Source organism: Microcoleus sp. S1D4, from assembly GCF_036700765.1.
GTDB lineage: Bacteria > Cyanobacteriota > Cyanobacteriia > Cyanobacteriales > Microcoleaceae > Microcoleus.
On the sequence record NZ_JAUBPP010000016.1, the window covers coordinates 55,265 to 71,215 of the forward strand.

Consider the following 15,951-nt stretch of genomic DNA (forward strand, 5'->3'; position numbering starts at 1 on the left):
AGAACTGATTAATAGTGGTTTTTACTTAATGCAAAATTTGAGAAAATAAAAATATTACAACCACTATTTACAAATTGTATAATATTGATTAATGAGTTATTTGTGAGAATTTATTTAACTGCCACAGCGAGAATCTTAGTCAAATAGTCATCATCCCACCAGCTCGAAGTCGCTTATTCTTTGTTCCAGTTTTTGAATTTTTTTATTATCAAAAGATTAAACGAGATATGTCTGATTGTCGCAAAATTTTGCGGAGCATTATCTTTTCCGATCCGACAATCATCTTCACGAAAATCTATATCTGATACCCAATGTAAATAATTTTTCTTCCCAATGACTGCGGACTGATTCACCAAATGTTTGAGCATCATTTGGTAAGCTACTAATATAATAACGAGTTTTAATAGTTGTTTTTCCCTGGACTATTCTTACGGATTCTATCAGACCTATACTATGAAGCTTCTTCCATTGATTTTCGGGTTAAATCTGCCCTTTGATGTCACTTAACATGGTTGTGATGTCGGATTTCTGAGCGACCATGATTACTCTCTTTTTTTGTTGAACAAGCTGTATGTGTCAAGCCAGAAAATCCTTGTCTATTTGCTTGTTTAAACAACGCTTATACTCTGGCATATAAGGATGGTTGGTTATTTTTTAAGGTGATCGCGTAATCTCCTCCTTGTTCGACAATTGACTTCACAACTGACTTTTGACAGCCCAGATTATCAATCGTGACAATGCTGACCTTTAATTCTAATACTTTGATTAAAGCCGGAATTGCTGTGATTTTATTGAACTTTTTATCAACTTTAACTTGTCCTAAAACTAATCTTTGACTGGTCGCCCAAGCACTGACCATATGAATCGCTTTTTTGTCTCCTACCCGATCGTAAGAATGGCGAAGAGTTTTGCCATCAATTGCGATTACTTCTCCTGGATTGAAGCAACTAATAGATTGATTGAATCCAATTCAAAAAACATTTCTGAAATTGCTCAGGTTTGAGGCGGGAAAATACTCGCACAATTGTGTCATGTCTCGATACCATTCGGCAATTCTAAAAGTTTCTTTAACTAACCATTCGTGTTGAGCTGCGCCCGTAACTTTCGATATCCACCCATGTATCAGCACCGCAAATTACCGCACAAATTGAGTCATGATAATATCCATTAATTGATGATGTTTTGTTCGCTCAATTCTTGGGTGTTCTCAGCCGGAAAAATGGTCGAAAATGGTAATTTTAGGTTTGAGTTTCATACAGGGCGAACTCTGATTAAATGTTTTGTAGGTACTCAATAATTATTCTCCAATATACCATATTCTGTTAATGTTAAATTTAGATGCGTTCACCCTGCTTTACTCTATGCCCGGTGTCAGAAGAAGCAGGCTTGATTCCCGCCACCCTGGGCTACGTACTCATCCGCTTCACGGCTTGACTCAAACTTTTATCAGGTGAGAATACCTGGGATATCATCGCCCACAAGGTGACTATCGGTGTGTAGACGCTTTGGTAGTAGGTTATCTTCTGCTTCGCTAGAATCTTCTGGACTAACGAATCTGGCAGCAGTTTCTCCCAAGGTGAGGCAACCAGGGCAAAAATTGTTGCTTGAGAATGCACGCACGATTTGGCATAATGGAGAGAGAGATTTTGGTTTGTAAGGAAATTATCTATGTATATCTTGCCTTACAGATTTTTTTTGCTCACTTGATCAGTGCGATTGGACTTTAGTCCGCAATCCGGGAGCAAACTAAAGTCCGCACTACGAACCAATCTTAGATATGTCAATTGACCGGACACGATATCAGCAAGCCCTAAATATTAGTAACAAAATAGCAATTTTTAATTATCTATGAATTATTGGTTGATGAAGTCGGAACCGGATGTTTATAGTATTGCGGATTTGAAGAGCGATCGTACTTCAATTTGGGACGGTGTTCGCAACTATCAAGCGCGCAATTTTCTGCGGGAAATGAGTCTTGGAGATTTAATATTTTTTTATCATTCTAATACTAAAATTCCGGGCATTGTCGGATTGGTGCGCGTTATTGAGACTGGGATTGCTGACCCGACTCAATTTGATGTTGATAGCGAATATTATGATGCTAAATCTCGGATTAACGCGCCTCGCTGGCAAACTGTGAAAGTTGAGTTTGTGGAGGAATTTGCTAAGTTAATATCTTTGGATGAATTGAAAGCAAATTTTAGTGCTGAGGAGGTTTTGGTGGTGAGGAAAGGCAATCGCTTATCGGTGATGCCGGTGTCTGAAAGTGCTACTCAGAAAATTTTGAAGATGAAGTAGGATAGTTGAGGAAAGTCGGTATTAGTATTGAGTTTTTGGCTGTTTAGTAGCACAAAACAGAGGCTCTGCATTACCAGGCTTTTGCTGGTAACGAGCTATTAGGAGCAATAGGTAATATTCTGTCCGGTGGATTACCCTAAGAATAACGGTTTGTAGTGCGTCGTGGAGTCCTCTGTTTAAGAACGAACGGTCGTCCGCACTACGAACGGTATTAGAGAAATATTATTAGTTGAGTTTGTTTACTCAAATGTTGTAGGGCGCTTTGCGTCGCTAGAAATGGCGACACGCCCTACTAATATTTTTGCATTCTTGATTCTTGCTTGGGATTAATTCTTGTTGTCGAATCTGAGCAAGTCATGATTTGAGATTAAAGAATTGGAGGAAATATCTAAAATCTACGGTTGGATTGATGCTAGGGCCGATCGCAAATTACCTTGAAACTCGCCCAAAATTCGATCGCACTCCTGCATCTCCAAATTAGTCCAGTGCATCATCAAAGCTAATTTTACCGACTTGCCGCTTTTTTCTAGCAACAAACCCGCTTCTTCCCGGCTCAAATCAGTTAAATCCTGCAACATCCGTACCGCCCGATCGCGCAATTTCTGATTGGTCACTGCCACATCAACCATCCGATTGCCGTAAACCTTCCCCAACTTTACCATTACGCCAGTCGAAATAATATTCAAAGCCATTTTTGTGACTGTACCCGCTTTCAGGCGCGTCGAGCCCGCCAGCACTTCCGGCCCCACCAACAACCGAATATCAACATCCGCCTCAAAATTCACCTGTTCGACGGGTACGCAGGCGATAAATACAGTCTTCGCCCCCCGCTGTCGCGCCGCCTGTAGGGCACCGGCTACAAAGGGTGTTGTGCCTCCAGCCGTAATCCCGACTACCACATCGAGATTGTTAATGTGACGGTGGGTGATCGACTCTGCCCCATCTTCGGGCCGATCCTCCAAATCCTCCGAACTCCGCACCAAAGCCCCTGCACCCCCGGCTATTATGCCTTGTACGAGTTCTGGCGGGGTGCAGAAGGTGGGGGGACACTCAGCGGCATCGAGTACCCCCAAACGCCCGGAAGTCCCCGCACCGACGTAAAACAGGCGGCCTCCTTGACGCAGAGATTCGGCGGCGATGTCGATCGCCCGGGCCAACTCTTCGCGGGCGCTGGCGATCGCGCTTAAGGTTTGGGCGTCTTCCCGGTTGAACAAATCCACTAATTCGATCGAACTGAGTTGGTCTAAATTCTCGCTGTTGGCATTCACCTGTTCCGTCAGCAGATGCCCCCGTTCTTCCACATTCTTCATTTTTTGTCTGTTGTTAATGGTCATTGGTCATTGGTCATTAGTCATTAGTTATTGGTCATTGGTCATTAGTCATTAGTCATTGGTCATTTTAGCCACAGCAAGTCGAAGGCTAGTCATTGGTCATTAGTCATTGGTCATTTTATTTTAGCCGCAGCAAGTCGAAGGGTAGTCATTGGTCATTAGTCATTGGTCATTGGTCATTGGTCATTGATTTAGAGGAAAACCGCAGATAAATGCAGACAAACCCAGATACCTTTTAAATCTTGAGGCGAATGAATGCAATTCAAGTTGACTCATGACTCAGTAGTTCAGTAGCCATGACTATTGACTATTGACTACTAAGAGGGCCCGCACGCACCATCCACCGCCCCTACCCTACTGACGACTAAGAGGGCCCGCACGCACCATCCACCGCCCCTACTGACAACTGACAACTGACTACTGACAACTGACTACTGACTACTGACAACTGACTACTGACAACTGACAACTGACTACTGACTCTTACAGAAGTCCTTCTAGTCGGCGGCGAATAGAATCCAGTTCGTTTTGGGAAACCTCAGAGTCCGAGTCCGCCTCCGGCTCCGGCTCTGGTTGCCCCTGCGCTTGCCACTGAGTCTGTGTTACATTGTCTTCTGGCGGAATCGCTAGCGCGCCCGCCGGTACCAGTTCCCAATCATAATCAACACTGTCGCAGAACTCCTTAATTTCTCGATCGTCGATCGCCTCGACAGTCGGTTCGGGGAAATCCTGAGCTTCCAACATCACGCCAAAGCGGGTGGCGTCGTCTTCTGACTCAAACATCAGAACTTTGTTGCGATCGCCGAGTTGAATGGTATGAATTCCCTCATTCTCGGTGCGGGCATTGAAGAGTAAGACGAACACTCGCATAAGTTTTAAAGACCTTCTTAACCACCGTTTTTTAATCTTAGAAGCGATCGGGCGATCGATTTGAGATTTGAGATTTTTGATTGAGGGTCAATCCTGCACGCGGCGCGATCGAGAGGATTTGAGGGATTTAGACAACTCGGTTGGAGATTTGAGATTTTTGATTGAGGGCCGATCCTGCACTGGGGGGGGAATCTAGAGAATTTGGGGGAGTTGGAGGACTTGGTTTTGGGTGGTGTTGCGTGTTTTGATTAAGTTCGGTAAAGGTTTTTGCAGTCTACCCTAGAGTGTGGGCGTGCCTTCTGCCGAGAGTTGGGTTCGATCGGCACTTCCGGCCTCTGTTCTGAGTCTACCAAAGGCAGAAGGCAGAAGGCAGAAGGCAAAAGGCAAAATCAAAGAAATTCTACCGCATCGAACATTGGTTGATTTCCTTATTGGTGAATTCTCACAAGCTCTGAGAGACAAGCATGACTAACTCCGACGATGACAAAAACCAACTCGCACCCCGTCTCAGCCGCCGCTGGTGGCGCGTGCTGCTGCTTAGCGGTACGGGATTGGGCATTCTCGGCCTGGTTGGGGCGGTGGCCGCACAGGAGTGGGTGCGGAAAAACTTAGCTCCTTTGGTGCAATCTGAGGTCAGTCAGACACTCAAGAGGCCCGTGCAAATCGGAAAATTGGAGCGATTTTCTCCGACGGGTTTGCGGTTTGGCCGATCGAGCGTACCCGCAACTTCAACCGATCCAGATTACGCCTCTACAGAAGCAGTAGAAGTAAAATTTTCAATTTGGCCGCTGCTGTTCAACCGCACTCTAAAATTAGATCTTACCTTAATTAAACCCAGCGTTTATATCGAACAGGACAAGCAAGGTACCTGGATTAATATTCCTACATCCGAGCCCAAAAAACCAGGTTTATTTAAAACAGAAATTGATGCCGTGCGCGTTGAAAATGTCAGCGCAGTTTTGGTGCCAAATCCCCCCATCGGACAGCCAAAATCGGCTCCTATTTCTGTAAGTCTGAACAACGGCAACGCTTTATTTCGCGAGCAAAATCACCGCATCCTCTACGAACTCAACGGTCAATTTACTAATAATGATAATTTTGCAGTCAAGGGCGATTCTCTGTTGCCTATGGCTCAAACTAACCTGCTGTTGCAAGGTCAAAATTTGCCTTTGTCCGACCTCGCCCGCTTGCTGAAACTGCCGGGAATTTCTTTACAAAAAGGTCTGGCAAATAGCAACTTAACCGTGCAATTGCGAGAGAATAAATTATCCTCACTTACTGGAACGGCTAGTTTTGCCGGATTGCAAGCAAATATCAAGCCCCTGAAACAAACAATCCAAAATAGCAGCGGTCAATTGCGGTTTCAGGGAACTAATGTGATTGTGGATAGTTTGACTGCTAATTACGGTCTAATTCCAGTTAAAATAGCCGGAACAGTCGCAACAGGAGCAAATTTCAACCTAGATCAAGCTAGCTTCAATCTCATAACAAACCTGCAGCCTGTAGCCGTGGCAAATGTTGTCAGTACGGTAGAAGCAGAGTTAGGGCAGAAAGTGGTATTGCCGATCGCAGTAGCCGGAGAAATCAAGGCAGATACCAAACTGACTGGAACCGTTGCAAATCCACTGCTGACTGGTACGATCGCCTCCACAAAACCCGCTGTGGTCGATCGCCTGCAATTAAACAATATTAGCACTAATTTTAAGCTGGAACCGAGGAGAATGGCTCAAACCCCAACTCCCAAAACCCAATCTTCTCTTCCCCCATTTTCCTCTGTAGGTTTGGCTGTGGGCGATATCTTGGTAGTGCCGGCTGCCGGTGGTAAAATTAGCGGTAAAGGTGAAGTCGATATAGCTTTAGGAAGCGGGAATTCGCGATCGGGTTTGGTGTTTGATTTGCAAGCAGAAAATGTACCCGCAGATAATCTCGCCCAAATTTACGCTGTCCAGATTCCTGCTACTGTTAAAATCGGTAATCTCTCCGCCAAAGCTCAACTTTTCGGCCCTTTTGACAACATCCAAGCTAGAGTTCAATGGGAAGCGCTGCAAGGAAGTTTTCCCGCAAGTGGTGAAATTATCGCCGCAGGTAATGCGGTGGATTTGCAAAATACCGTTGTCAAAATTGGCGACACTAATGTAAAGGTGGATGCAGCCTTAAAAAATCGTCAGTGGGAAGCGTTGATCGAGGGCGATCGCATAGCTATTAATAGTTTGCAGCAAGTCTTGCCAGAACTTAATTTACCTCCGCAATTAACAGGTTTTTTCAGCGGAACCGCCGAGGCTGCGGGAACTCTGGACGATTTGAGTTTAAATGCGATCGCCGCTAACGCCAAAGGAACACTAGATATTGCTGACAGTATTGTAGATGTTCGCGGCAAACTGGAATCCGGCCGGTGGCAAGTTTATGGCAATACAGAACGAGTTGCTGTCAATCAATTAATTGATATTGGTTTACCGTTTGTCAACCTGAAATCCTCAGCAAATCTCGACAATATCAAATCCAAAATCCAAAATCTTAAATCCCTGGGCGGACAGCTAACAGGTGAAGTTTTAGCTACGGGAAATGTTGACAATTTGACCGCTAGCGGCATCAATATTAAGACCGACGGCAAACTCAATTTTGCTGACAGCAATGTCAATTTGCAAGGAGAATTGACAGAGGGAAATTGGCAAGCAACCGCAGAAACCGATCGCACTTCCATCAGTCGCTTGGTAGATTTAGGATTGCCGCTGTTAGATGTCGCTTCCGCCTTCAACCCCGAAAATCAACAATCTGCCAATCTCAACAATCTAAAATCCAAAATCCAAAATCTAAAATCGATTGACGGACTGCTATCTAGTCAGTTTACCGCAGCGGGAAGTCTTGACAATTTGACCGCTAGCAGCATCAATGCCAGCGGCAGAGGCCAACTCAATATTGCCGGCAGCAACGTCAATTTTAAAGGAGAATTGGCAGAGGGAATTTGGCAAGGAATCGCAGAAACCGATCGCACTTCCATCACCCGCCTGGTAGATTTAGGATTGCCGCTGTTAGATGTCGCTTCCGCCTTCGTTGCTGAAAACCCCCAAACAGTCGCCAATCTCAACAATATAAAATCTAAAATCCAAAATCTAAAATCGCTAGACGGACAAATATCCAATCAAATTCAAGCGTCGGGAAATCTGAACAATTCAACCGCCGCCGATATTTCAGCCAACAGCAGCGGTAAACTCAATATTGCCGACGGTACTGTTGCCTTTAAAGGTAAATTAGATGGTGGACGGTTGCAAGTTTTTGCTGATGCCGATCGAGTTATTCTCAGCCGCTTAGAACAAACAATCCGCAATACCCAACTATTTACCCTGACGGCGACTTTGCCCAAAGGATTTGACGGCAGAGTTAACGGCCAACTGGAAGCAGCGGGCAGTTTGAATAACTTGACAGCCAAGGGAATTAGTGCTAAGGCAGAAGGAGTGATTTTGGTCGATCGACTAGGGGCGATCGATACTGCAGCCACATTGGAAAACGGCAACTTAGAAGCATTGCTAGAAACCGACCGAGTTACAGTCAGCAACTTAGAACAAACCCTCAAACAAACAGGTTTGCTGACAGCCAATTTGCCGCCAGAAATAGCCGGCACCCTCGACGGTAAAGTCCGAATTTTGGGCAGTGTAGATAATTTAACTGCCAACGGCATCACCGCCAAGGGCGACGGACAAATTCGACTCGCCAACGGTGGCGGAGTTGTCAACGCCACAGGTAGCGCCGCCTCCGGGAATTGGCGCGCCTCAATCGAAGGCGACCAAATTGCCTTAAGTCGCTTCCAGAAAGCCTTTGAAGCCCAGCGGCAAAGCTTGCAAGCCAGCGGTTTAGTCTCCCAAGCCCAAAATCTCCCGCTATTGCGAGGCATATTTAACGGCAATGTCAATTTATCCGGCCCGATAGCCGCTGCTTCGGGGGCACCGCCCCTACAAAATGTTCGCGCCGGCGGCAGTTTCCGCATCTCCGAATTGCCGTTTTTGAAACAACCTTTTGACGCAGTATTTAACTGGGACGGAAAGCGGGTAGAAATAGAAAAAGCTGCAACTCCGGGTTTGACAGCCAGCGGTTTTGTGAATGTCGAACTCGAAGGTAAAGGATTGCCATCAATTGAAAATTTGGATTTGGATATCAAACTCTCCAATTTTAACCTCGCAGCCTTACCAACAGAACAATTAGGATTTTTGAAAGCAGCGAATGTCAACAATGCTTCAGAAACAAATCAGCCTGTTCGCGGAAATGTCGATTTCACGGGCCGCCTCACCGGAAATCTCTCCGCCCTCAGCTTGGTTGGCGATGTGGAAGTGCGGAATTTGGCAGTAAATCAAGTTGAATTCGATCCTGTACTGGCGGGGATTGTGAGTGCGAATTCCGATAAAAGTGTAAACTTGCGTTTGGCCGGGGCAAGCGACAAAATTGAATTAGCTTTAAATTCATCTTTTCTGCCGACTTCTTTCTTAGTTAAACGCGGGGAATCTGTAGCCCGCGGCGAAACTGAGGGAGAAACTTTGCGAGTGAATTTAAGCGATTTTCCCCTCGCTGCTTTGAATCTGTCGCCCGGTAAAGATGCCGGTTTGGGGCCGATAACTGGTACGGTTTCTGGACAGGTGAATGTACCGGGCTGGAAGATGCCGTTAAATCCGCAGACTTTGCAAGCAAACGGACAAATTGCGATCGCGCAACCGGCGATCGGCTACATTAAAGGTGACAGTTTTCAAGCCGAATTCAGCTATGCTAACGGCAGCGCCACTCTGACAAACGGCATCTTCCGCCAAGGTACCGGTCAATACTTAATTTCGGGCAATGTGAAAACCGGCGCAAACCCAGAATTTGCCGGGAAAGTTAACATCCAGCAGGGCAACTTGCAACAGGTTTTAACCGCTTTGCAATATTTCAATTTAGGCGATTTAGCCAGAGGCCTCAAACCTCCCGTTTACGCTAACGCCGCCGACGTGCAAACTGTCGCAGTCGGAGAACCGGAAGCCCCGTTAATCGAACAGTTGCGCCGTTTGGCAGAAATTGAAGTGCTTTTGCAGCAGCGGCAGGAGGTGGTGGCCCAATCGCAAAAATTGCCGCCGCTATCTCAATTGCAGGGGACTTTTGGCGGAGAAATTGCTGTTGCCGGTTCTTTGCGAACCGGTGTGCAAGCTAAATTTAATGTTGAGGGCGATAATTGGCAGTGGGGCCAATATGTCGCTGAAAAATTCAGCATTGAGGGCGGTTTTCAGGACGGGGTTTTAACTATTTTACCTCTGGAAATTCGATCGGGCAAAAGTGCGATCGGCTTTTCGGGACAACTAAGTCAAAAAGCTCAATCCGGGCAGTTGCGAATCGAAAATGTGCCGGTGCAAAAGTTAGCCGAACTGGTAGAATTGCCCTTTGTAGATGTCACCGGAAATTTGAATTTGCGGGCGAACTTGGCCGGTAGTTTGGAAAATCCGCAGGCCACCGGAGAATTGAGTTTGGTTGACGGTACGCTAAACGGAGAACCGATTAAACAAGCTGACGGCAGTTTTAGTTACAGCAACGCCCGCCTCAATTTTGGCGGCAGCGCTTTGGTGACTCAAGTCGAACCGATTGAAGTTCAGGGAAGTTTGCCTTTTGAGTTGCCCTTTGCTGCTGTCAAACCTGACAGCAATCAAATTGATTTGAGGGCGAATTTGAAAAATGAAGGATTGGCAATTATTAATGTCTTGACTCCGCAAATTGCCTGGGTCAGCGGCAAGGGACAGGTGCAAATTCGTGTCGGAGGGACGCTGCAAGAGCCTGTAGCGGAAGGAATTGCAAATTTTGAAAATGCTACCGTCCGGGCGAGGGCTTTCCCAGAACCGCTAACAGGGCTGACTGGGACGGTGCGCTTTGAGGGCGATCGAATTCGGGTAGAAGGAATTCGGGGACAGTTGAGTCAGGGAGAAGTTGTGGCGCAGGGCGTGATTCCCCTGTCAGTGCCCTTTGCTGCGGGCGATGTCGATGCTGCGAATCCTTTGGCTGTCAATCTCGACAAGCTGGCCTTGAATCTCAGAGGATTGTATCGCGGTGGCGCAGTCGGTCAAGTCCAAGCCAGGGGCACGGCTTTTCGGCCGCGCTTGAGCGGTAACATTGAACTCTACGACGGCGAAGTATTTCTCCCAAGTGCGGGCGGCGGTGCAACTCAGTTAGTTTCTTCGCCTTCCGATTCCCCATCTTCTCCTGCGACAGAAGCTTCCCCTTCCGATTCCCCGTCTTCTCCTGCGGCCCCTCCTTCCCCTTCCGATTCTCCTTCCACGGCTTCGGCTTCTCCTTCCCCTTCCTTTGATGTGGTGTTCAGGGATTTGCAACTGAAGTTGGGCCGGGGAGTGCGGGTAACGAGTCCGCCGATATTGAGTTTCCAGGCGACTGGGGGTTTGACGGTGAATGGAACTTTAGACGATATTCGCCCGGAGGGTACGATTCGGTTGACTTCGGGGGCGGTGAATTTGTTTACAACGCAGTTTAAGCTTGATAAGGGGTACCCGCAAACTGCTACCTTTATAGCGGGACAAGGACTCGATCCGACGCTGGATGTGAGGTTAGCAACTTCGGTACAGGAAGTAACGCGCTTCCGCACTCCGGGAACTTCTGTCGCCTCTGAAATAGCCGACGAACCGACGAGTTTCGGCAGCGTGCGGAGTGTCCGAATTCAAGCGTTAGTGCAGGGAAGGGCTTCTCAGTTAGCCGAAAATCTGGAGTTGAGGAGTTCTCCAAGTCGATCGGAAACAGAGATTGTAGCGCTGTTAGGTGGCAGTTTCGTGCAGACATTGGGACAGGGAGACAGTACACTGGCGATCGCAAATCTAGCCGGTGCGGGTTTATTAAACAACCTGCAATCGGTGATTACCAACGCCACAGGATTGACGGAATTTCGGTTATTTCCAACTAGAATTCGAGGCAACCAAGGAGAAACAGCCAGTTCCAGTTCTGGGGGCGCTTCCGGTGCCGGTTCCCTCGGCATAGGTTTAGAAGTTGGAGCCGATATCACCCGCAATCTTTCGGCATCAATCATTCGAGTTTTGTCAGCAAATCAGCCGACCGAATTTAATTTGCGCTATCGATTGAGCGACAAAATTTTGCTCAGAGGTTCAACTAATTTTCAAGGAGACAATCGCGTTACTGGTGAATACGAATTGAGGTTTTAGTTAGTGGTTATTGGTTAGTGGTTATTGGTTGTTAGTTATTAGTTATTAGCGATTAGTGATTAGTCATCAGTTATTTGCTAGCAATTCCCAATTCCCCATGCCCCATTCCCCATTCCCAATGACTAATTCCCAATCCCCAATCCCCAATCCCCAATTCCCAATCCCCAATTCCCAATTCCCAATCCCCCATTCCCATTTGTGAATAATTTGCTATAATAGTAACAGCAGCAAATTAATCCTGCCAATCCCGCACCAAAGATTATAGGAGTTAAGTCAAATGGCAAACAAACTCCAAGTAAAAACACAGTCGATCGGCTACAGTGACTTTTACTGGAACCGGTTTAGTCCGAGAGTCGCGACTATCAGCAGCATCCGCAACGCCAACCACTGGGACGGCGGATATATTACCTACATTGCATTTGCCACAAAAGTTGAAGCTACAGCAGCGATGAAATATTTGCTGCTGCATCAAAAAGCTGCCGATGTCGATATGCGAAAAGCCAAGAGAATGAAAGCAAAAGGCATTCGGTGGGAGCTAAAAATTCGGGGATTAGCTTTTAATCAAGTGTTGAAATGTGCAACTATGGATATAACTGGAAAGCTAGTTATATCGCCGGAAACAATCGGTATAACCACAGGCTGATAGCTGCCATACATATGATAGTCCTGTCCTAAGAAGCCTGCTTTTTGCAGGCTTTCCAGTCAGCCCCCCAAGTATTCTTTGACACCAATAGGTAATGCCCAGTCGCTAGAACTATCGCGTACAGTCTATATTGCATAACGTCTAATATCGCGATCGATTACCATCACAAAAACCGTTTGTAGTGCGGACTTGAGTCCGGTTGACAGCTTGGTTGCAGACTTAATTTCGCGCTAAGAACCTTACTTGTTTGTAGTAGCGAGTTCGGGAAAGCCCTATAATGCAAAATACCAGATGTTCCCGTTAAATCACCCCTAGCAGCCTTGGCTTTTGATTGTCCAATTTATCTTTTTTCCCGATCAATACTTCGGACAGTTTTTTAACTGCCCTGTAAGCCGAGGGCGAGGAAGCCCTGCCATTTTTTACGCATTTTCTGAAACGAGTGCGCTGAACTTAAACCTTGAAAAAATAGTCCAGTATATAGCCTTTCAAGCGAAATATGAGGTATCATGTTACTGACACTCACTCGTGAGGAGCCCACAGAGAAAATCAGATCAAATCAACTAGAATTACATGGTTACGCACAAGCCACGCGAAAGCGATAGCACACATGATAGCATTTGTTTGACAGCACGAATAAGTTGACTCATAACACGTTTACTTATACTCCTCTTCATACATTGGTAAAAATGAAAACTTATTCGATTGATTTTAGGCAAAAAATCCTTGATACTTATCATACTGAACCGATTTCACAAAAAGCAATAGCTAAGCGTTTTTCGCTCTGCCCTCAGCTTTGTACAAAAATTGCTTAAACAATATCGTGAAACAAAAAATATTACTCCCCGAACTGACCGATGTGGAGTCAAAGGCAAACTGAATGCAGAGCAACTACTCATACTGGGGGAATTGATTGAAGCAAACAATGATGCCACTCTTGAAGAACTTCGTCCCAAACTTTATGGGAAAATTGGATTTTTCCTGAGTATATCGACAATAGCAAGAATGATAAAACTCTTAGATATTACTGTCAAAAAAAACTCTCTTCCCTGAGTGGCAAAGGCACCGATCGAGTTCAACTCCAGCGATGTGAGTTTTGGCAAAAAATTAAAGAGTAAGGTTTGAAAGACTTAATATTCATTGACGAATCAGGAGTTAATTTGGGAATGGTTAGGTTATATGCTAGAGCTTTGAAAGGTCAAAGAACCCCGGGCCCAAGACCAACGAAACGTGGCAAAAATGGATTAATAATTGGAGCCATGTCAGTCAATGAAATTTTGACATCGGTTAATCTAATAGGCGGGACTGATGCAATTACATTTGAAGCTTTTATTATCAGAAAACTTGTGCCAAAACTATGGAAAGGGGCTTGTGTAGTCATGGATAATTGTTCCATTCACTTGGGAGAAGAAGTGGAAAAAGCTATCGAAAAACAAGGGGCAAAATTAATATACTTATTGACCTATTTACCAGATTTTTAACCAATAGAAAATCTGTGGTCAAAACTTAAAATTATTCTCCGTTCTATCAAGACTACTAATTATCAAGAATTAGCCAAAGCCATAGATTTAGCGTTCAGTCAAGTTACATCATCAAATATTTTTAACTGGTTTACACACTGCTGTTATTGTACCTCATCTTTGTGAGAAAGGCTATAGCATTTTTGGCAATCACCTTTGTAAGCATATCAAAAGTAGGACAACAATACTTATATTAAGCAAGTCTACTTAGCAACAACAGACAAACTGCGAAGCCGATTAATTGCCGCCGCTAATTCAAAGCGTCGAAACATCGCAAAATCCCCTTCAGGAAAAGAAGATAAAATATCCATCCCGCGCCCATCAATATCTGCCATCACCAAATCAATGATTTCCGACAAAGTGCGCTTCCCGTCCATGTACTGCTGCTTAGCATAAACCATAGCCGCAGCGATCGCCCTTAACTGTCCGCTGTCCACAATTTGCTCGATCGCACCCAAATCAACATCCTCAGTTCCAAAAGTCAATTCATCAACATTTCGCACCTTCACCCGCACATCTCGCCGTCCCCGACTAGGGTCTAAACTAGCTGGAATCGGCACTCTTTGAGTAATCTCACCAAAACTTTCTCCCCCTTCAGCAGCGCGACTAATAGAGTATTCTTTAGCAATTTTTTTAGCTTTTTGTGTCACGTTATATGCTTGAAAATTATCCATTGAAATCACAGTATCCGCCACATCAAAATAATCGCCGCTTCCCCCCATGACTAAAATAGTCGATACACCACAATCTGTATACAACTGTTTAACTTTATCGATAAACGGCGTAATCGGTTCCTTATCCTTAGCGATGAGTTCTTGCATTCTGCGATCGCGAATCATAAAATTAGTCGCCGCCGTATCCTCATCCACCAATAAAACAGGTACTAAATCCCCTTCTGAAATAGCGACTAATTGCGTCTCTAAAACAAAAGATTGAGCTTCTTCCTTCTTCCCTCTTCCCTCTTCCTTCTTCCCTCTTCCTTCTTCCTTCTTCCCTCTTCCTTCTTCCTTCTTCCCTCTCCCAACTTCCAAAGCCTCAATAATATTAGCAGCTTGCGACGTACTGCCGCTCGCATTTTCAGTATAAAATTGTGCCGTATCTCTACCTTGCGGCAACCCAGCAATAAAAGGAGAAATATCAACTCCGGCAACACTTCTGCCATCTTCCGCCCTAATTTTAACCGCGGCCGAATTTGCCACAACAAATTCCCTACCATCTTGCGGAATTTGGTTATAAACTCCCAACTCAATCGCCCTGAGTAAAGTTGACTTACCGTGATAACCACCTCCAACAATCAAAGTAATGCCAGCCAGAATACCCATACCGGAAATCGCACCGCGATTCGGACAATTAAACTCAACTTTTAACGAAGGCGGCGACACAAAAGCCACAGCATCATTTAACAAAGGGCGATTGTCAACACCGCTGCGGCGGGGCAAAATAGAACCATCAGCAACAAACGCAACTAATTGTTTTTCAGCTAACTGCTGCCGCAGCCAGTCAGCATCTTCTACGGTTTCAACGTGACGGCGACATTCCGCAGCATTTAAGCTAGCATATTTCAGAGATTGGCTGACAATTCGCGGGATATCTTCGCACAGCATTTCAGCAGCTTGTCGCCCTAAAATACTGCGTCCGCCTGCGGGAAGTCCCACAACAAATCGCAGTTCAACTCCTCCTAAATCTACGATATCTGATGCTGTTGAGGAAATAATAAATGCGGCAGTTCGTTCTAAAACTTCTTGTCCGAAGCGAGTCACTGCAATCAAACCGCTTTTGCCAGTGCCGCGCTTGCTGCTATTGCTGTATGTGGCTTTGTCAAACTGGCGAGTTAGGTAATCTCGCAGGGCTATTTCTCGACTGCGGGATTTAAAAAGTTCGCGGGGAATTCGAGCAATTTCTGGCGGAACTATGACTCTAAATTTACTGGGAGAGGCAAAGGGATCTCCCTGTACGTAATCAATAATCAATGTAAATTCATCCAATTTATAGCGGCCTTGAATTTCTTTGTAAGCTTTGTAGCTTCGATTATCTAGTTGCAGTAAATGCCGTTTTAAGATTTCTTTATTAGTCATTAAGAAAAATTATTGGTTATTGGTTATTGGTTATTAGTTATTGGT

General features: G+C 45.4%; 7 protein-coding genes and 2 pseudogenes. 4 read left to right on the forward strand and 5 right to left on the reverse strand.

The genetic code is table 11. The annotated features are described in order from the left end of the window. Positions 1–110: 110 nt before the first annotated feature. Together QT998_RS17660 and QT998_RS17665 are read right to left on the reverse strand one after the other, a co-directional pair. Positions 111–1,195: pseudogene (locus QT998_RS17660) on the reverse strand (ISAs1 family transposase). Between the two features lie 211 nt (positions 1,196–1,406). Continuing rightward, positions 1,407–1,616 (reverse strand): hypothetical protein, encoded by a 210-nt coding sequence (locus QT998_RS17665; protein WP_333218092.1) that lies wholly within the window; start codon positions 1,614–1,616, stop codon positions 1,407–1,409. 232 nt (positions 1,617–1,848) lie between these two features. Between QT998_RS17665 and QT998_RS17670 the strand changes: the two genes are divergently transcribed. Next, on the forward strand, positions 1,849–2,298 hold the full coding sequence (locus tag QT998_RS17670; RefSeq protein ID WP_194069305.1) for an EVE domain-containing protein: 450 nt from the start codon (positions 1,849–1,851) through the stop codon (positions 2,296–2,298). 395 nt (positions 2,299–2,693) lie between these two features. Here QT998_RS17670 and murQ read toward each other — a convergent pair whose 3' ends face one another. Next, positions 2,694–3,608, reverse strand: a complete 915-nt coding sequence (gene murQ, locus QT998_RS17675; protein ID WP_333116692.1) for an N-acetylmuramic acid 6-phosphate etherase — start codon at positions 3,606–3,608, stop codon at positions 2,694–2,696. Positions 3,609–4,112: 504 nt separating this feature from the next. After that, positions 4,113–4,499: a DUF3110 domain-containing protein gene (locus tag QT998_RS17680; protein ID WP_194012547.1), complete on the reverse strand. Its 387-nt coding sequence runs from the start codon at positions 4,497–4,499 to the stop codon at positions 4,113–4,115. Positions 4,500–4,963: 464 nt separating this feature from the next. Here QT998_RS17680 and QT998_RS17685 point away from each other — a divergent pair, with 464 nt between their 5' ends. From QT998_RS17685 to QT998_RS17695, 3 genes and pseudogenes are all read left to right on the forward strand, one after another. Beyond that, the gene (locus tag QT998_RS17685) at positions 4,964–11,671 is read left to right on the forward strand and encodes a translocation/assembly module TamB domain-containing protein (RefSeq protein WP_333116634.1); all 6,708 of its coding nucleotides are present in this window, start codon (positions 4,964–4,966) and stop codon (positions 11,669–11,671) included. 277 nt (positions 11,672–11,948) lie between these two features. Beyond that, the gene (locus QT998_RS17690; RefSeq protein WP_194012543.1) at positions 11,949–12,314 is read left to right on the forward strand and encodes a hypothetical protein; all 366 of its coding nucleotides are present in this window, start codon (positions 11,949–11,951) and stop codon (positions 12,312–12,314) included. A 686-nt stretch (positions 12,315–13,000) separates the two neighbouring features. Then, positions 13,001–13,957, forward strand: a pseudogene (locus QT998_RS17695) (IS630 family transposase). Between the two features lie 77 nt (positions 13,958–14,034). Here QT998_RS17695 and QT998_RS17700 read toward each other — a convergent pair. Further along, positions 14,035–15,906, reverse strand: a complete 1,872-nt coding sequence (locus tag QT998_RS17700; protein WP_333116630.1) for an ABC-ATPase domain-containing protein — start codon at positions 15,904–15,906, stop codon at positions 14,035–14,037. Positions 15,907–15,951 lie beyond the last annotated feature (45 nt).

What these genes read in the sequence shown, in the direction of transcription:
- QT998_RS17670 (WP_194069305.1), top strand. Translation starts at nt 1,849, where the DNA reads ATGAATTATTGGTTGATGAAGTCGGAACCGGATGTTTATAGTATTGCG.
- QT998_RS17700 (WP_333116630.1), bottom strand. Translation starts at nt 15,906, where the DNA reads ATGACTAATAAAGAAATCTTAAAACGGCATTTACTGCAACTAGATAAT.
- murQ (WP_333116692.1), bottom strand. Translation starts at nt 3,608, where the DNA reads ATGAAGAATGTGGAAGAACGGGGGCATCTGCTGACGGAACAGGTGAAT.
- QT998_RS17690 (WP_194012543.1), top strand. Translation starts at nt 11,949, where the DNA reads ATGGCAAACAAACTCCAAGTAAAAACACAGTCGATCGGCTACAGTGAC.
- QT998_RS17685 (WP_333116634.1), top strand. Translation starts at nt 4,964, where the DNA reads ATGACTAACTCCGACGATGACAAAAACCAACTCGCACCCCGTCTCAGC.
- QT998_RS17680 (WP_194012547.1), bottom strand. Translation starts at nt 4,499, where the DNA reads ATGCGAGTGTTCGTCTTACTCTTCAATGCCCGCACCGAGAATGAGGGA.